Annotated in this window: 15 protein-coding genes; 9 read left to right on the top strand and 6 right to left on the bottom strand. The window is 57.3% G+C overall.

The annotated features are described in order from the left end of the window. Entirely contained in the window at positions 1-1,026 is a 1,026-nt protein-coding gene (locus ACR0BU_RS07140) for a patatin-like phospholipase family protein (RefSeq protein WP_480735694.1), read from the top strand. Here the strand turns inward: ACR0BU_RS07140 and ACR0BU_RS07135 are convergent. From ACR0BU_RS07135 to ACR0BU_RS07125, 3 genes are all read right to left on the bottom strand, one after another. Continuing rightward, positions 1,006-1,704, bottom strand: coding sequence for a DUF502 domain-containing protein (locus tag ACR0BU_RS07135; RefSeq protein ID WP_299075652.1), 699 nt, complete (start codon positions 1,702-1,704; stop codon positions 1,006-1,008). The genes ACR0BU_RS07140 and ACR0BU_RS07135 overlap by 21 nt on opposite strands. Before the next feature lie 64 nt (positions 1,705-1,768). Beyond that, complete coding sequence (locus tag ACR0BU_RS07130) at positions 1,769-2,680, bottom strand: pseudouridine-5'-phosphate glycosidase (protein WP_480735692.1); 912 nt, start codon at positions 2,678-2,680, stop codon at positions 1,769-1,771. Then, complete coding sequence (locus tag ACR0BU_RS07125; protein WP_480735690.1) at positions 2,677-3,570, bottom strand: PfkB family carbohydrate kinase; 894 nt, start codon at positions 3,568-3,570, stop codon at positions 2,677-2,679. The genes ACR0BU_RS07130 and ACR0BU_RS07125 overlap by 4 nt, the downstream gene beginning before the upstream one ends. 171 nt (positions 3,571-3,741) lie before the next feature. Here ACR0BU_RS07125 and ACR0BU_RS07120 point away from each other — a divergent pair, with 171 nt between their 5' ends. Next, positions 3,742-4,884, top strand: a complete 1,143-nt coding sequence (locus ACR0BU_RS07120) for a HupE/UreJ family protein (protein ID WP_480735689.1) — start codon at positions 3,742-3,744, stop codon at positions 4,882-4,884. Here ACR0BU_RS07120 and ACR0BU_RS07115 read toward each other — a convergent pair. Continuing rightward, positions 4,881-5,501, bottom strand: coding sequence for a thiamine phosphate synthase (locus ACR0BU_RS07115; protein WP_480735688.1), 621 nt, complete (start codon positions 5,499-5,501; stop codon positions 4,881-4,883). The two genes, ACR0BU_RS07120 and ACR0BU_RS07115, sit on opposite strands and share 4 nt — an antisense overlap. Positions 5,502-5,654: 153 nt before the next feature. Here ACR0BU_RS07115 and ACR0BU_RS07110 point away from each other — a divergent pair, with 153 nt between their 5' ends. From ACR0BU_RS07110 to ACR0BU_RS07095, 4 genes are all read left to right on the top strand, one after another. Then, positions 5,655-6,398 (top strand): RNA methyltransferase, encoded by a 744-nt coding sequence (locus ACR0BU_RS07110; RefSeq protein ID WP_480735686.1) that lies wholly within the window; start codon positions 5,655-5,657, stop codon positions 6,396-6,398. Positions 6,399-6,460: 62 nt separating this feature from the next. Then, positions 6,461-7,606, top strand: coding sequence for a heme A synthase (gene ctaA, locus ACR0BU_RS07105; RefSeq protein ID WP_480735684.1), 1,146 nt, complete (start codon positions 6,461-6,463; stop codon positions 7,604-7,606). A 4-nt stretch (positions 7,607-7,610) separates the two neighbouring features. Beyond that, on the top strand, positions 7,611-9,080 hold the full coding sequence (locus tag ACR0BU_RS07100; protein WP_480735682.1) for a carboxypeptidase M32: 1,470 nt from the start codon (positions 7,611-7,613) through the stop codon (positions 9,078-9,080). Between the two features lie 87 nt (positions 9,081-9,167). Next, positions 9,168-10,415 (top strand): 2-hydroxychromene-2-carboxylate isomerase, encoded by a 1,248-nt coding sequence (locus ACR0BU_RS07095; protein ID WP_480735680.1) that lies wholly within the window; start codon positions 9,168-9,170, stop codon positions 10,413-10,415. A gap of 59 nt (positions 10,416-10,474) precedes the next feature. On the opposite strand, the gene gyrA is transcribed toward ACR0BU_RS07095, so the two are convergent. Next, a complete protein-coding gene (gene gyrA, locus ACR0BU_RS07090; protein ID WP_480735678.1) occupies positions 10,475-13,204 on the bottom strand; it encodes a DNA gyrase subunit A in 2,730 nt (909 codons plus the stop codon). 194 nt (positions 13,205-13,398) lie between these two features. On the opposite strand from gyrA, the gene ACR0BU_RS07085 reads away from it, so the two are divergent. Continuing rightward, the gene (locus ACR0BU_RS07085; protein ID WP_298934899.1) at positions 13,399-13,668 is read left to right on the top strand and encodes an usg protein; all 270 of its coding nucleotides are present in this window, start codon (positions 13,399-13,401) and stop codon (positions 13,666-13,668) included. A gap of 3 nt (positions 13,669-13,671) precedes the next feature. On the opposite strand, the gene ACR0BU_RS07080 is transcribed toward ACR0BU_RS07085, so the two are convergent. Beyond that, positions 13,672-14,625 (bottom strand): radical SAM protein, encoded by a 954-nt coding sequence (locus ACR0BU_RS07080; protein ID WP_480735676.1) that lies wholly within the window; start codon positions 14,623-14,625, stop codon positions 13,672-13,674. A gap of 163 nt (positions 14,626-14,788) precedes the next feature. On the opposite strand from ACR0BU_RS07080, the gene zwf reads away from it, so the two are divergent. After that, on the top strand, positions 14,789-16,243 hold the full coding sequence (gene zwf / locus ACR0BU_RS07075) for a glucose-6-phosphate dehydrogenase (RefSeq protein ID WP_480735674.1): 1,455 nt from the start codon (positions 14,789-14,791) through the stop codon (positions 16,241-16,243). After that, positions 16,240-16,911, top strand: coding sequence for a 6-phosphogluconolactonase (gene pgl / locus ACR0BU_RS07070; protein WP_298934902.1), 672 nt, complete (start codon positions 16,240-16,242; stop codon positions 16,909-16,911). Before zwf ends, pgl begins: the two co-directional genes overlap by 4 nt. The last annotated feature ends 1 nt before the right edge of the window (position 16,912 follow it).

Raw genomic sequence — 16,912 nt, 5'->3', positions numbered from 1 at the left:
TTGAAAAAGATCAATCTGGCATTGCAGGGCGGCGGAGCACATGGGGCGTTCACTTGGGGTGTCCTGGATCGCCTTCTGGACGAAGAAGACATCGAGGTTGCGGCCATCACCGGAACCTCTGCCGGGGCGCTGAACGGCGCGGCGTTTAAGGCCGGTATGGTGCATGCGGGCCGTGACGGCGCCCGCGAGCAACTAGATGGGCTGTGGAAGCGCATGGGCGCGATTGGCGACATGCGCATGGCCAATTGGTTCCGCGGAATAGAGCCTGCGCAAATTGCACAAGCAATGGAATATTCAGTGCCGTATTCCATTGGGGATGCGTTGTCGCGCATGGTGTCGCCCTACGCCTACGGCCCGTTTTACAGCAATCCTTTGGAATCGGTAGTGGATCGGTTCAACTTCAACGAAGTTTGCGCGGATCAGGGGCCAAGCCTGTTTGTATGTGCCACATGCGTGCGCAGCGGCAAGATCCGGATATTCACCGGGGACGAGATTTCAACGGATGCCATTCTGGCCTCAGCCTGTTTGCCCAGCCTGTTCAAAGCCGTTGAGATTTATGATCCCGCAACCGACCGGGCCGAGGCCTATTGGGACGGCGGGTATACTGGCAATCCGGCGCTGTACCCGTTGTTCAACAAAGCGTTTCCCGAAGATGTGGTGATCGTCAACATCAACCCGCTTGAGCGGGACGAGATACCGGTTACCCCGCAGCAGATCCAGAACAGGATCAATGAGATCAGCTTTAACTCTTCACTGTTTCGCGAATTGCGGGCGATCAACTTTGTTCAGCGACTGCTCGAGGATGGCAAGCTGAAACCGGGTGAGATGAGCCGTGTTCTGGTTCACATGATCGCTGACAACGAGCTGATGAACAGCTTGTCCGTGGCGACGAAAACAGTTCCAAATCCGGTGATCCTGCACAAGTTGAAAAAAGCCGGGCGCGAGGCTGCAGATGGGTTTCTGTCTCGCCACAAGGACGATCTTGGTCAGACCAGCACGGTGGATTTACCCGCGATGTTCGGGTGATTCTTCCGGCGGTTGCGTCGGATCCGCGCCGTTGGGATAGACCAGCCCAGCCGAAATCACCAATTTGGCGGCGTCTTCGATCGACATATCCAGCAAAATCACGTCTTCGGCAGGAAAGAAGAGCAGGAATCCTGATGTTGGGTTGGGTGTTGTCGGCACAAAGACACTCAGCAAATCGCCACCGGTTTCCGTCTTCTGACTAACTTCACCTTTGGCTGTTGTCGAGACAAACCCAATCGCCCAAATCCCGCGCCGTGGGTACTGAATAAGGCAGGCCTTCTCGAATGACCGCTCGGTTTGGGCAAATACCGTTTCCGAGATCTGTTTGATGCCTGAATAGATGGATCGAACCACCGGCATCCGATTTACAACACGTTCACCAAAATGAATCAGTGACCGCCCCAGAATGCCCTTGGCCACCCAACCAACAAGCACTGTGAAGATCAGAAAGAAAACGACGCCAACGCCGCGCAGGTTGATGCCGACATATTGCTCGGGTCGGAACTGGTGTGGGATCAGCGGCAACACAGCGCTGTCGATCCAGCCGACGACAGACCAGATCAGCCAGATCGTCAGCCACACCGGCGCAATGACGACGATGCCCGTTAGAAAAGACGCACGGAACCGTGAGAATAGGCCAGGGCGGCGTTGGGGTTCTTCGTCGAAAGGTGTGTTCATTGCGGTTCCGAGTGGTTTGCAGATTTAGGTAGGCAATCCGCAGCCTTAGTGCAATAGGTCAGACTTACACGCCCTTCGTCAAAGCCTTGGCGATAGCGGCCGCCAGCCGGGCATTGTTGCGCACCAAAGCGATGTTAGCGGTCAATGAACGGCCTTCGGTTTTCTCGTAGATTCGCTGCAACAGGTAGGGCGTGACGGCCTTTCCGGTAATCCTGTGTGCGTCCGCATCAGCCTGAGCGGATGCAATGATCGGGGCTAATTCCTCGGCCGGAATTTGATCTGCGACCGGGATCGGGTTGGCCACCAACTGCCCGCCGGGCAGCCCAAGGGCGCGACGGGTGGCATGCGCCCGTGCAATGTCTTCTGCATTGTCCATGCGTAACGGGGCGCTATACGGTGATTTAGCGGACCAAAAGGCGGGAAACGCGTCTTGACCATGGGCAATAACTGGCACGCCCAATGTCTCCAGAACCTCTAGCGTTTTGGCAAGGTCAAGGATGGCTTTGGCGCCAGCAGCCACCACCGTGACCGGGGTTTGTCCCAATTCGTGCAGGTCAGCGGAAATATCAAATGACGTCTCCGCGCCCTGATGCACCCCACCGATGCCGCCAGTGGCAAATACCTCGATGCCTGCATAGTTGGCGGCAATCATAGTCGCCGCCACCGTGGTTGCGCCGGTGCCACCTGTAGACATGCAGGCCGCCATATCCGCGCGCGAAATTTTTGCCACGCCTTGCGCCTGTCCAAGGGCCTTCAGTTCGTCTGCCTCAAGCCCCACATGCAGTTTGCCTTCGATCACCGCCATTGTGGCCGGAACAGCACCTGCATCACGGATGTCCTGTTCAACCTGTGCCGCGACTTCGATGTTCTGCGGGTAGGGCATGCCATGGGTTATGATGGTGCTTTCAAGCGCGACGATGGGCTGGCCTGCCTCTTTGGCGTTGCGGACCTCGGCGGAGTATTGAATGTCGATCACAGTGGGGTTTCTCCAGAAACATAAGTTGCGGCTGCATGCAGAGCGCGTTTGAGAGCCGTGTCGTTGTCTGCGCCACTGGCTTCGGCAGCGATGTGGGCTGCCATGAAAGTATCGCCAGCACCTGTCACACGCGTGACAAGGACGGATGGCGGGGTTTGTGTCAGAACGCCCGCGGCGGTTCCCACAGAGGCTGAACAGCCGCCGTCAGTGACCAGCACACGCAGCGCGCCACGGTCCAGCAAACCTTTGGCAGCACTTTCGGAATCCTCGAATTCGCGCTGACACAACAGGCCGGCCTCTTCCAGGTTCACGTAGAGCGTGGCGCGGGCGTGTTTGAGGAACGGTTGCAGACGCTCGGCCTTGCCGGGTGAAGCAGGCGCAACACGCAGATCGGCGCGGGCAAAGGCCGGGCTTTGCGCAATCTCTTCCAGCAAGTCCAGTGTCAGGTTGCCGTCCAGTGCGATTGGGCCCTGGAAAGGCGTGTTCTCGTACCCCAAGGGCCCGTGCATCAATGGACGCAGGATCTTGGCGCCAGCAGCTTCCAATGAATGCGCGTCGGCAATTGCGGCGATCAGACCATTGGCGCCTTCGACGGCCATATAGCGGTCGGTAGGAAGGTCTTGGGATCGATAGATTTGGTTCGTGACCATGCCAAGTCGAGCGCACGAACGAACTAACTCGTCGCCTTCCGGGTCCCGGCCAATGGCGGTCAACAATGTCGGGGTCATGCCAAACCGGACCAATGTCATGGCGATGTTCATGGCCACGCCGCCGGGCAGGCGGGTAATCCGCCCAGGTACGTCTGATCCTTGCCGCATGGCGCTGGCAGATCGGCCGATTACGTCCCACAGGACCGAGCCGATACACAGGATTTCGCTGTTCTGAGTCATCATGCTGTCATGCCGCAGCCCTGATGCCCGTGCAAGTGCGAACGTCGCCGCCCTTCGAGAATCCCGGTGGAGACCCGCCTGCGCGGCGCTTTGGGCTTGCGATCACTTTGTTTCGGAAAGACACTCGGGCTAAATGTTTGATGATTTGATTTGTAGCCCGGAGCGTTTCTTATGAGAGATGGTTTGATACCTGCCATCCTCTGCCGTCTAAAAGTTCTGTCGTTTAGTTGTATGGCGGCGCTGACCCTGGCTCCAAGTTTTGTTTTCGCGCAATCTCCGGCACCGACTATTGTCGAGTTCTGGACCAAGTCAGACACCTTGTTTCTGGATATCAGCCTGAATGCCGAAGCGTTTCTGGCCGGAGTTGATCCGCAAAGCGCGACCGGTTTTGACGACAACCGTCACTACAAGGATTTGCGCCAATTGGTGTCGTCCGAATTGGAGCCAAAGGTGAAAGCCTTTGCCAAACCGTGGATGCAGACCTTGCAGGTTGATATCGCAGGCCCGGTTGTTTTGTCTTACGAAGGCGTGAGTATCCCGGTTGTAGGGGATCCCCAAACGGTGCGGACTTCAAAGCTGTTGCTGACGGCGCCTCTGCCAGACGGCGCATCCGGTTTTCGACTGACTTGGCCTGATGGTAGCGGGTCAGCGGTTATCAAGCAGCAGCGTGTCTCGGCGCCGTATACCGGGTACCTGACAGGCGGCCAAATGACACCAATGATTCCACTTCAGGGTGGCGCGGCCCTGACCACCGAACAAACCCTGCAGACATTCCTTCCGAAGGGTCTCTCTCAGGTTCTAACCAGCGGCCCCAAACCGATTTTGCTTGTGCTTACGCTGGTGTTTCTGTCGCTGAACTTGCGCCCGTTTTTGATGCAACTGCTGTTCTTCTCACTGGGTATCTTGCTTGGATTGAGTGCCGGAGCTTTCGACGCCGTGAGTATTCCTTCGACAGCTGCATCGCAATCATTGGCATTTGCAATCGTTGGTCTGGCGGTATGGAACCTGATCTCTCGGCGGCTGCAGATCCTGCGTGTGTTTGCCGTTTTTGCGGCCGGATTGCTTCAGGGTCTGGCGTGGACCTTTGCCCTGACCGAGATTGGCGTGCCACCCAACCATCTACCCCCGGCGATATTGGGGTTTGCGGGCGGGATCGTTTTGGCGCTGTGCGCTGTTGCCTTTGCCGCCTTTGCGGCGTCTGTGGTGATCACCGGTGGATTGCACAGGCTCCAGGGCCGGGTTTCGATCCTGGCCTCGATGGTAATTGCAGGTGCTGGCGTGTTTTTGACAGTCGAACCCTGGCTGTTTGGCTAGGGCATGTTTGCCAGCAAGGTGTTCAAAGCCCCCGAGGGATCATCGCTGGACCAGATCTCATCCCCGATGCCAAAGAAATCGGTGCACGGGCTAAGATCGCGGATCAATTCGGGGGTCAACCCGCCCTCGGCCACAACCGGAACTTCGATCATCTCGGACCACCACTGAAACAGGTCCTTTTCGGCCAGCGTACCATCACCCAGCGAAGACTTTCCCACCGGACCAAAAGCCACATGATCCACACCGGCTTCTCCTGCCGTCATGCCGTCATGGCTGGAGGTGCCACAAAAGCTGCCAACGATGGCATCTGGACCCAATTCCTTACGGGCAGCGCGGACAGATCGCGCCGCATCGTCCAAATGCACCCCATCCAGGCCAAGCTTTTGCGCCAGTAAGACATGGTTCGAGATCACCAATGCCACGTCGCGCGCATGGGCGACCTCACGACAGGCGTCGGCAGAACGGGAAATGGTGTCTTCGTCGTTGCCCGCCAAAGCCAACCGGATGCAGGCGATGTCAGCGCCATCCAGAACGCGCGCCAACTGGTCCGGAAACGTGCTGAGCGCAACGGTTGGCGGTGTAATCAGGTAAATCTGCGGCTGCTCGGGGGTGTCCATTGGCGCGTCCTTGGCTGTCAGTCTTTGGCGCGGTTTAGCGGATTGCGACGGGGAAGCAAACTTTTATGCCTGCGGCCGCGGGATTTGGCGGTCAGGATGGCTTGCCCTGTGGTGTTGACGGGATTAGAGCAGGCGGAACTTTTGGAGTGAACGATGCCCAGCGACAGATCCCAGCCAGCATTCGTGCTTGTACGCCCACAAATGGGCGAAAACATCGGCGCCGCGGCGCGGGCGATGTGGAACTTTGGTCTGGATCGGATGCGCATCGTGGCCCCGCGGGATGGATGGCCGAACCCCAAGGCGGTGGCCATGTCCAGCGGTGCGGGCCGTCTATTGGACGAAGCGCAGCTGTTTGATGATCTGTCTGGGGCACTGGGCGATCGCACTTATGTTTTCGCTACAACTGCCCGCCAGCGGGGGTTGACCAAACCGGTTTTCAGCCCGGAACGCGCCATGCAAATCGCCGCTGAAAAAGTTTCGGCGGGCGAGAAAGTGGCGGTCTTGTTTGGCCCCGAACGGGCCGGGTTGGAAAACGAGGATATCGCCAAGGCCAACGCCATCATCTCGGTTCCTGTGAATCCAGAATATGCCTCGCTGAACCTGGGGCAATGTGTGTTGCTGACCGCCTATGAATGGATGCGGCAGTCCGGCGATGTGGTGCACGAGGCCACTGATCTGGGCAAGGGCGACTGGGCCACCGGGATCGAGGTTGAAAAACTGCTCGAGCATTACGAGGATCGTTTGAACGAGGCCGGGTTCTTCTATCCCCCCGAAAAAGCCGAAGGCATGAAGGTCAACCTGCGCAATCTGTGGTCACGGATGCGGATGACTCGAGCCGATGTACAGATGCTGCACGGCGTGATGCGGCAGATGGTCCGCTGGAAGGACAGGGGCTGAGGCTGGACCTTGGTGCTCCATGGCCCTAGCTTGCGACAAAATCCAAGGCACATGAGAACGGCATGAGCAGTAAGCGCAGCATCTTCGAAGACGTCTCAGATACAGAAAAACAGCGGGCGGTTCAGCCTGGCATGATCGACAAAGGGCGCGGCGGTGCGCGTGGGGCCATTCGGACCTGGCTGATGATCCTGTTTGCCTTGGTTGTTGTGATGATCGCCGTGGGTGGCCTGACCCGTCTGACGGACAGCGGTCTGTCGATCACCGAATGGCGTCCAATCACCGGCGCCATCCCTCCGATGTCCGAGGCCACTTGGCAGTCTGAATTCGACAAATACAAAGAAATCGACCAGTGGCGCATTCAGAACCAGTGGATGGAGCTGGCAGATTTTAAAACCATCTATTGGTGGGAATGGGGTCATCGCCAATTGGGCCGTGTGATCGGTCTGGTTTGGGTTATCGGCTTCCTCGGCTTTCTGATCGCACGGAAAATTCCAACTGGATGGACCGGCAAACTGCTGATCCCCGGAGCTCTGGGTGGTGTGCAGGGTGCCGTCGGTTGGTGGATGGTCGCCTCGGGCGTGACGCAGGGCGAAGGGATGACGGCTGTGGCCAGCTATCGTCTGGCCACGCATCTGGGTCTGGCCTTTGTCATTCTTGGTTTTCTGGCATGGTATATCTTTGAGCTGGGTCGCGAAGAACGCGACCTGATGCAGGCCCGCCGCGCGAAAGAGGCCAAACTCTTCTCTCTGTCCACCGGTCTGATGCATTTCGCCTTTTTACAAATACTCATTGGCGCGCTCGTTGCCGGGATCGACGCCGGACGGTCTTACACCGATTGGCCGTTGATCGGGGGGCAAATCCTGCCACCCGATGCGACGATGCTGGAACCGATGTGGCGTAACTTTTTCGAAAGCCCTGGTCTGGTGCAGTTTATCCACCGTTGTGCCGGCTATTTGCTGTTTGCCTTTGGTGTTGTGGTCTGGCGGCGCGGTAGTTCAAGCGCCCATCCGCAGACACGTTTTGCCTTCAACGCGGCCTTTGCGGCCCTGTCGCTGCAAGTCGTGGTCGGGATTCTGACCGTTGTGTATGGCGCACCTTGGCAGATTGCCATTTTCCACCAATTCCTTGCGGTTGTCGTCTGGACGCTGATCCTGCGCGCACGTTTCCTGACCGCTTATCCCATCGCAACTTCGCTTCGTGGAGCATAACTTGATGACTGCATTTGATGACCTGATGGCGTATCAACGCGAAACCTCGGCGCTTGGGCAGATTGCCGGGCGGCTGGGCTGGGATCAGGAAACTGTGATGCCGCGCGGCGCAGCCCCTCAGCGCGCAGAAGAGATGGCCGCGATCGAGGCCGTGCTGCACGCGCGACGGTCCGACCCGCGCGTGGCAGAGTGGCTGGAACAGGCCGAACCGACATGCGAAGCCGGTCACGCGCAATTGCACGAAATCCGACGGTCCTATGAGCGTACGGTCAAAGTGCCCGCCGATCTGGCCAAGGCCATTGCGCGGGTCACATCGGCCGCGCAAGGCAAATGGGCGCAGGCGCGCTCAGACGAAGATGTCGCCGCTTTCTTGCCGGTGTTGGAAGAGGTTGTTGCACTCAAACGTGAAGAAGGCGCAGCGCTGGCGCAGGGCGGCAATATCTACGACGCAATGGTCGAGGATTATGAACCCTATACGACCGGCGGACAGATCGCGGATATCTTTGATCAGATGCGCCCTCGGCTGGTTGCGTTGCGGGCCGCTGTTCTGGACAAGCCAGCGCCCCAAGCGCTGCAAGGGTCGTTTGATGAACTGGATCAGATGCGTCTGTCTCAAAAGCTGGCAGTTGCCTTTGGCTATGATTTGGATCGGGGCCGGGTGGACAAGGCCGTGCACCCGTTCAGCTCGGGCAGTGGGTCCGATGTGCGGATCACCACAAGAACCAGTGCGACAGATCCATTCAACTGTTTCTATTCCACCATCCACGAGGTCGGCCACGCGGCCTATGAACAGGGTATCGACCCGACCTATGCGCTGACGCCGTTGGGCAGCGGCGTGTCGATGGGCGTCCATGAAAGCCAAAGCCGGATCTACGAAAATCAACTTGGCCGCTCGCGCGCCTTTACCGGCTGGCTATACGGACAAATGAATGAGGCATTCGGTGATTTCGGCATCGCCGACGCAGATGCCTTCTATGCAACCGTGAACCGGGTCCATAACGGCTATATCCGGACCGAGGCGGATGAGGTGCAATACAACCTGCACATCATGCTGCGCTTTGATCTGGAACGCGCCCTGATGGCGGGCGATCTGTCGGTCAGCGATCTGGAAACCGCCTGGAATGATCGGTTCGAGACTGATTTTGGCTATGCTGTCGACAAACCGTCGAACGGGTGCTTGCAGGATGTGCATTGGTCGGTCGGCTTGTTCGGCTATTTTCCAACCTATTCGCTGGGCAATGTCTACGCCGGGTGCTTATATCAGACCTTGTCTGATGCACTGCCACAGTTGAATGAACAGCTTGCCGCAGGCGACACCACGGGCGCAACAAGCTGGCTGCGTGAAAACGTACAGCGCTTTGGCGGGTTATACGCGCCGCGCGACGTCATCCAGCGCGCCAGTGGGGTTGAACCGGGACCAGAACCGTTGCTTGCCTACCTGGAACAGAAATTTGGGGGGCTTTACGGGCTGTAATGCTCGTCTCGTTGCGTCACATCCACGTGTTTTCAGCTTGGGTTCCAACTGAATGCGAATAGGGTGATCCCAAACGGAGGGATCACCTTGTCCTTTGATACACATGTGAAATCTCGGCTGGCTGTGGCGCTGACAAGTCGACAACTTCTGCGCATCCGAAGGATTTTCCATGAGGGAAGGCGGCAAGTTCTGCGCCAACCCCATGTAGTGCACTACTTTCACGATGCGGCAGACCCCTGTTGTCATTTGACCGCGCAGGTATTGCAGCGATTTCAGGACAGGTATCGGGTTTTTGTGCGCCCTTACTTGATCTCTGGACCGCCCGAAGATGCCGTGCCAGACCCTGTGGCACATCATAGAAATGCGCTGAACGATTCGAGGAACCTGGCCCGGAAACTCGGCCTGGCGGAACCTTCGGCGACCGGACCAGACCGTCATGCGGTGTCTCAGGCGGAACAAGCTCTGGCAGCAAAGCTTGAGGACGGAGAGTTCCTGCTCGGCGTTTCTGACATCAGCCGCAAGCTTTGGACAGGTGGAGAGTTTTCCAAAGGGAAAGGAACCGACCCGTCATCCGCCAAGGCAAGGGGGGATCATCAATTATCCTCGTTCGGGCACTATATAGGCGGCACGTTTTACTATGGTGGTGAATGGTACTGGGGGGGTGATCGACTCCACTATCTTGAAGACCGTTTGCAGAACGCCGGGCTTGGGGCTGACCTGCCGCCACTGATTCCGGTGCCAGACCTGCAGGATAACCATGCTGAAGGGCAGGCGATCGAATTCTTCTTTTCGTTTCGCAGCCCATATTCATATCTCGCATTTGATCGTGTTCGGGATCTGGCCCGGCGCAGTGGCGCGGATTTGGTTCTGCGCCCGGTTCTGCCAATGCTGATGCGTGGGTTGCCTGTTCCCAAGGCCAAGTCTTCCTACATTCTGCTTGATTGCGCTCGCGAAGCCGGACGATTGGGGGTGCCGTTTGGCCGTATTTGCGACCCGCTTGGGGTAGGGGTTGAGCGTGGGTATGCGCTGCTGGATCATGCCCATGCGCAAGGGCGAATGGCCGAATACTGCTCGGCGTTTTTGCGCGGGGTCTGGTCGCAGGGGTTGGATGCCTCGACGAACAATGGTTTGGCACAAATTGTTGGGCAGGCTGGACTAGATTGGAACATCGCCCGGCAAGAGTTAACCACACAGAACTGGCGCGCGCGTGTTGAGCAGAACCAGGACAGGTTGCAGGAGATCGGGTTGTGGGGCGTTCCCAGCTTTCACGTATCCGGACAAAGCATCTGGGGCCAAGACCGTCTTTGGGCCGTTGAGGATGCGCTTGTGAGTTGACCGGCAAAAGGCGCCGCATATGGGAACGCGACGCCATTGTTTCATGATTGCAAAGCTATTTAGACTTCAGGTTCGTCATCCTCACTCTGATCGGCGATCCAGGCTACGCTGACGACTTCTTCGCCCTTGCCGGTGTTGAAGACCTTTACGCCCCCCGCAGACCGAGACCGGAACGAGATTCCGTCGACCGGAACGCGGATCGATTGGCCTTTGGAGGTCGCCAACATGATCTGATCATCGATCTCAACCGGGAAGGAAGCAACCAGTTCGCCACCACGCATAGCTTTGTCCATCGCGGTGACACCCATGCCACCGCGACCGCGGACGGGGTAATCGTGGCTGGAACTCAGCTTGCCCGCACCGCCGGACGTAATGGTCAGGATCAAGTTTTCTACTGCTGACATTTCGGCGTATTTTTCCTGGCTGAAGTCGCTGCTTGCGGCGGCGTCTTCGTCCTCACCTGAGTCTTCGTCCGTCAATCCGGCAACGGCGCGACGCATCTTCAGATAGGCGGCTCGATCCTCGGGCGTGGCTTCGAAATGACGGATCACCGACATTGATACGACGCGATCGCCATTGGACAGCTTGATGCCACGAACGCCGGTGGATTCGCGCGAATTGAAGACCCGCACATCCGTGGTGCGGAAGCGGATCGCACGACCCGAATTTGTCACCAGCATCACATCTTCATCTTCCGAGCAGATGCGGGCGTTTACCAGCTCTACATCCTCGGGCAGTTTCATCGCGATTTTGCCGTTGCGGCGGACATTCGTGAAGTCTGACAGACGGTTGCGGCGGACATCGCCGGCGCTGGTGGCAAAGACGATCTGCAGGTTCTCCCATTCTTCATCCGGCACATCCACCGGCATGATTGCAGCGATGGAAACACCGGTTGGGATCGGCAGGATGTTGACGATCGCCTTGCCCTTGCCCGTCCGGCCGGACTGCGGCAAGCGCCACGTCTTAAGCTTGTAGACCATCCCATCCGTGGTGAAGAACAACAGCTGCGTATGGGTGTTGGCCACGAAGAGGTTCGTGACGACGTCCTCTTCTTTGGTCTGCATCCCGGACAAACCCTTGCCGCCCCGCTTTTGCGCGCGGAAATCGGCCAGTGGGGTACGTTTGATGTAGCCGCCTGAGGTGATGGTGACGACCATGTCTTCACGCTCGATCAGGTCCTCGTCGTCCATGTCGCCGGACCAATCGACGATTTCGGTGCGACGGGGCACGGCAAACTGTTCGCGAACCTCACGCAGTTCGTCCCCGATGATCGACATGATGCGTTCGCGAGATCCCAGAATTTCAAGGTATTCCTTGATTTTGCCCGCCAGTTCTTCCAACTCGTCGGTGACTTCCTTGACACCAATCTGAGTCAGGCGTTGCAGGCGCAGTTCCAGAATGGCGCGGGCCTGGGTTTCAGACAAGTTATAGGTACCGTCGTCATTCGCCGTATGGGTCGGATCATCAATCAGGGCGATGTATTCCAGGATCGGCTGGGCAGGCCAACGGCGCGTCATCAGTTTTTCGCGAGCTTCAGACGCGTCAGCCGATTGGCGGATTGTGGTAACGATTTCATCGATATTGGTGACGGCAACGGCCAGTCCACACAGAATATGGCTGCGTTCACGCGCCTTGCGCAGTAGATGCGCGGTACGACGGGCCACAACGTCTTCGCGAAAGTCGATAAACGAGGTCAGGAACCGGCGCAGAGTCAGTTGTTCCGGACGGCCACCATTCAGGGCAAGCATGTTGCAGCCGAAATAGGTTTGCATTGGTGAAAAGCGGAACAGCTGGTTCAGAACTACTTCGGGCGTCGCATCACGCTTTAGTTCCACAACGACGCGCACGCCGTTACGGTCAGATTCGTCCTGAACATGGGCCACGCCTTCGATCCGCTTTTCACGTACCGCTTCGGCGATTTTTTCGATCATCGCAGCTTTGTTGACCTGATACGGGATCTCATCGACAACAATCGCGTACCGATCCTTGCGGATCTCTTCGACGCGCGTTTTTGAACGGATGATGACGCTGCCGCGGCCTTCCAGATAAGCCTTCCGCGCGCCCGAGCGGCCGAGCATCACACCACCGGTTGGGAAGTCGGGGCCGGGGACGTAGTCGATGAGCTGTTCGGATGTCAGATCCGGATCGTCGATCAAGGCCAGTGTTGCATCAACCACTTCGCCCAGATTGTGCGGCGGGATGTTCGTCGCCATACCGACGGCGATACCACCGGCGCCATTGACCAGCATGTTCGGGAAGCGCGCGGGCAGGACCGTCGGCTCTTTGTCCTTGCCGTCATAATTGTCCTGAAAATCGACCGTCTCTTTTTCGATATCGGCCAACAGAGCGGCTGCCGGTTTGTCCATGCGCACTTCGGTATAGCGCATCGCCGCCGGATTATCGCCGTCCATCGAGCCAAAGTTGCCCTGACCATCCAAGAGCGGCAGCGACATCGAGAAATCCTGCGCCATCCGCACCAGCGCGTCATAGATCGCGCCATCACCATGTGGATGATATTTACCCATCACATCGCCAACCGGCCGGGCCGATTTGCGGTACGACTTGTCATGCGTATTCCCCGTCTCATGCATCGCGTAAAGAATACGGCGATGCACTGGCTTCAAACCGTCCCGCAAGTCGGGAATCGCACGCGACACGATGACTGACATCGCGTAGTCCAGATACGACGTGCGCATTTCGGATTCGATTGAAACCGTCGGGCCATCGTATACGGGGCGCTCGGGTGGGGTTTCGTCCATGTTTTCAGGGATTTCTGGCGTATCGCTCACGTAAACTGCCCGCTTATTGTTCTGGGACTATATCTTGTGGATGCACCTTATCAGACCCGGCACATAAGGTGCAAGCAAGCAACCGGTTTGAACCGATATTGCGCACCTCACGCGTAAGTAACATATTGTTATTATACGAATTAGAAAGAATTCGTGGTACGCTGAAGAGACCTTGCAAGAAATGAGAGGTCTGAATGGAGCAAAGCGAAACAGAATTGATGCTAAAGGGATATGGGCTGACGACAGCGGAATTCTTCTACCATATGCCCGACTACATCCACGTCTTGAACACGTTCATCTGGCAGGATTATGATCTTGCCCCGGACCATCCCAAGCTTTTTGAATTCATCGAATACTGGCAGCGCGAAATCGATGGGCCGCTGCATTCGGTGAAGTTTTCGCATCGAAAGATGATTGCGCCGGGTGAATGGCGCAATGTGGTGGGCGAATTCAGAGTTAACTGACGGTCAGCCCGAACAACTGGCCCCGCCCAAAACACAGAACTTGGCGCAATGCGGATGGTTCAGGTGCACATCCGCCTCGGCTTCGGCCAGGGTGGTGCCCAGTTCGAATTCCGGTGAGTACGGCAACAAAGTGCAGGCAAGAACTGCGGGGCGGTCTGCGCCTTTGCGTTTAGCGACCATTCTGGCGCTTGCGCACATGATGGAGGTCGGAGATTTGTTGAGAATGCCCCAGCAGGCAGTTGTAATCTCAGGTACTTCGACCGTCTCATCCATTTCCGGGAACAAAACCGTCTGACCCGGGTTGTGCGCGTCGATGTCGAAGCCATTTTCGGCAAAGAAAGCAGCGTAGCCTTTGCGGCTTTCAATGTCCGTATCACCCCATACTGTCCGTCCGGCCACAGCCATTTTGAACCCGTTGTCGCGCAGCCATTCCATACCGGTCAGCGTCTTTGAAAAACTGCCTTTTCCGCGTTCTTCGTCATGCAGTTCGGGGCGGTAATGATCGACGGAAATGCGCAGTGTTAACTTGTCGTTATAGTCCTTTTGCAGGTCCAATAATCCATCGCGCATCTTTCGGCGCATCATGGGCAGCATTGCGTTTGTCAGAATCAGAACCTCGTGCCCGCGTTCCAGCGCGGCGCGTGTGATTTCGATCATCTCGGGGTTCATGAAGGGCTCGCCACCTGTAAACCCGATTTCGCGGATCGGCCAGTTCCGGTCTTCGATTTGATCGAGGTAGTCGGCGACTTCCTGCGTGGTGATGTAAACCAAAGCATCGTTGGTCGGGCTGCTTTCGATATAGCAGTTTACACATTCAATGTTGCACAGGGTGCCGGTGTTGAACCAAAGCGTCTCGGGGTTTGTCAGTGCAACCGATGCTCGGGTCTGACCATCCGCCGTCACCAATTTGTTCTGAAACTTGCCGATATTCGCAAGTTGAGGTGCGTTGTCTTTCATTCCCGGATCCGGTTCTTGTAAGTGGTTGAACAGACTTAGCTGTTTGTTTCGGATTAAGTAAGGGCAGCGTACCGGTTCTGACAGAGTTTTGATGAGCAAAAGAAATACATAGATGGTGGCGCTAACATTGGACATGCGGATAGGGGCAAGGTAAGGACAACACATGGTTTCTCGCGTCATACCTGTTGACCCATTTGATCTGGTCATTTTCGGCGGCACCGGTGATCTGGCGCAACGCAAAATTCTGCCTGCGTTGTTTCGCAGGTACTGTGCAGGCCAATGGCCCGCCGATGTGCAAATCATTGGGGCCGCACGAGGCGATCACAGCTCGGATAAGTTCCGCGAGATCGTCGCGAAGTCGTTGCACCAACATGTGCCAAACCGATCGAAAGACACTGAGACACTCAGTGAGTTTCTGAAGCGCATCGATTACGTTCCGCTGGATGCAAAGTCGGATAATGGATGGACGAGCCTGGCAGGGCGTTTGAAAGACAACCGCATCCGGGCCTTCTATTTCTCGGTTGGTCCCAGTTTGTTTGGCCCTTTGGCAGAACGGATCAGAACGCATGACATGGTCACAAGACACACCAGAATTGTAGTCGAAAAACCATTTGGGCATGACCTGGACAGCGCACGCGCCCTGAATGCGACTTTGGCTGCTCATTTCGAAGAAGGGCAGATCTATCGCATTGATCACTACCTTGGGAAAGAAACCGTCCAGAACCTGATGGCCGTGCGATTTGGCAACATGCTGTTCGAGCCACTGTGGAACAGCCAATACGTTGACCACATCCAGATTACGGTAGCAGAAACCGTCGGAATCGATGGGCGCGAAGAGTACTATGAACGTTCGGGCGCGATGCGGGACATGGTGCAGAACCACCTGATGCAATTGCTGTGTCTGATCGCGATGGAGCCGCCAGCGAAATTCGATCCCGATGCAGTTCGGGACGAAAAATTGAAAGTGATCCGTGCGCTCGACCCGGTTGAGCCGCATCACATTGTGCGTGGACAATTTGCCGCCGGGCTGGATGGGCTTGGCTATCGTGAGGTTGTCGGCAATCCGCGCTCAACCACCGAAAGCTATGTGGCGCTAAAAACCCATATCAGCAATTGGCGGTGGGCCGGTACACCGTTTTACTTGCGCACGGGCAAGCGGTTGGTGGCCCGATCTTCGGTCATAAACGTGATGTTCAAGGACGCGCCGCACTCGATCTTTGGGGAAGAGGCGGGCCGCCACGCCAATGCGTTGTCCATCCGCTTGCAGCCAAATGAGGGGATCACCCTCAAAGTGACGATCAAAGAGCCGGGGCCGGGCGGCATGCGCCTGATCGACGTACCGCTGGACATGAGCTTTGCCGAAGCTTTGGGCCCCGAAAACCAGGACCCACCAGACGCGTATGAACGCCTTGTCATGGATGTGATCCGCGGCAACCAAACCTTATTCATGCGCGGTGATGAGGTCGAGGCCGCCTGGGCCTGGACCGATCCTGTCATTGCTGGCTGGCAAGCGCGTGGTGATGTGCCCAAACCTTATGAAAGCGGCAGCACAGGCCCCGGCGACGCCGAGCTGCTGATGAAACGTGACGGTCGCCTCTGGCAAGGAATAAAGCCATGAAAATCAAAGATTATGCTGACCGGGACATGCTTGCCATCAATGTGGCAAACCAACTGGCAGGAGAGCTTGAGGCCGCGCTGCTGCATGATGAAACGGTTGCGTTGGCGGTTCCGGGCGGGACGACGCCAGGCCCCGTGTTTGACGTTTTGTGTGCGGCGGATCTGGAGTGGGACCGGGTGCGTGTTTTACCTACAGACGAGCGTTGTGTTCCAGCCAATCATGAGCGGTCGAACGAGCGATTGATCCGCGATCGTCTGCTGACAAACCGTGCCTCGGTCGCGCAATATGTGCCGCTTTATGTACCCGGTACCAATCCCGATGCGGCCTTGCCCGAAATCGAATCCCTGATTGCCCCGATCCTGCCGCTCTCGGTGCTGGTGCTGGGTATGGGAGAGGACATGCATACGGCGTCTCTGTTCCCGGGAATGGACGGGCTGGAAGCCGCGTTGGACAGCCACGCGCCGACCCTGGCCGTAGCCCGGACCGAGGTGCAGCCCGAACCCCGCATTACGCTGTCCGCGCCTGTGTTGGACGGGGCGCTATCCAAGCATCTGATCATCTTTGGGGCTGCAAAGCGCGAGTCACTGGAACGGGCGATGTCTCTGCCACCTGAAGAGGCGCCGATCGCTGCGGTGACAAGCGGTCTGACAGTGCACTGGGCGGAGTGAG

The organism is Ruegeria sp. CK2 (genome assembly GCF_056536585.1).
Note: the sequence above shows the minus strand (reverse complement) of the source record. Positions and strands in the feature narration are given on the sequence as shown.

What these genes read in the sequence shown, in the direction of transcription:
- zwf (WP_480735674.1), top strand. Translation starts at nt 14,789, where the DNA reads ATGGTTTCTCGCGTCATACCTGTTGACCCATTTGATCTGGTCATTTTC.
- ACR0BU_RS07100 (WP_480735682.1), top strand. Translation starts at nt 7,611, where the DNA reads ATGACTGCATTTGATGACCTGATGGCGTATCAACGCGAAACCTCGGCG.
- ctaA (WP_480735684.1), top strand. Translation starts at nt 6,461, where the DNA reads ATGAGCAGTAAGCGCAGCATCTTCGAAGACGTCTCAGATACAGAAAAA.
- ACR0BU_RS07135 (WP_299075652.1), bottom strand. Translation starts at nt 1,704, where the DNA reads ATGAACACACCTTTCGACGAAGAACCCCAACGCCGCCCTGGCCTATTC.
- ACR0BU_RS07115 (WP_480735688.1), bottom strand. Translation starts at nt 5,501, where the DNA reads ATGGACACCCCCGAGCAGCCGCAGATTTACCTGATTACACCGCCAACC.
- ACR0BU_RS07120 (WP_480735689.1), top strand. Translation starts at nt 3,742, where the DNA reads ATGAGAGATGGTTTGATACCTGCCATCCTCTGCCGTCTAAAAGTTCTG.
- ACR0BU_RS07110 (WP_480735686.1), top strand. Translation starts at nt 5,655, where the DNA reads ATGCCCAGCGACAGATCCCAGCCAGCATTCGTGCTTGTACGCCCACAA.
- pgl (WP_298934902.1), top strand. Translation starts at nt 16,240, where the DNA reads ATGAAAATCAAAGATTATGCTGACCGGGACATGCTTGCCATCAATGTG.
- ACR0BU_RS07125 (WP_480735690.1), bottom strand. Translation starts at nt 3,570, where the DNA reads ATGACTCAGAACAGCGAAATCCTGTGTATCGGCTCGGTCCTGTGGGAC.
- ACR0BU_RS07085 (WP_298934899.1), top strand. Translation starts at nt 13,399, where the DNA reads ATGGAGCAAAGCGAAACAGAATTGATGCTAAAGGGATATGGGCTGACG.
- ACR0BU_RS07080 (WP_480735676.1), bottom strand. Translation starts at nt 14,625, where the DNA reads ATGAAAGACAACGCACCTCAACTTGCGAATATCGGCAAGTTTCAGAAC.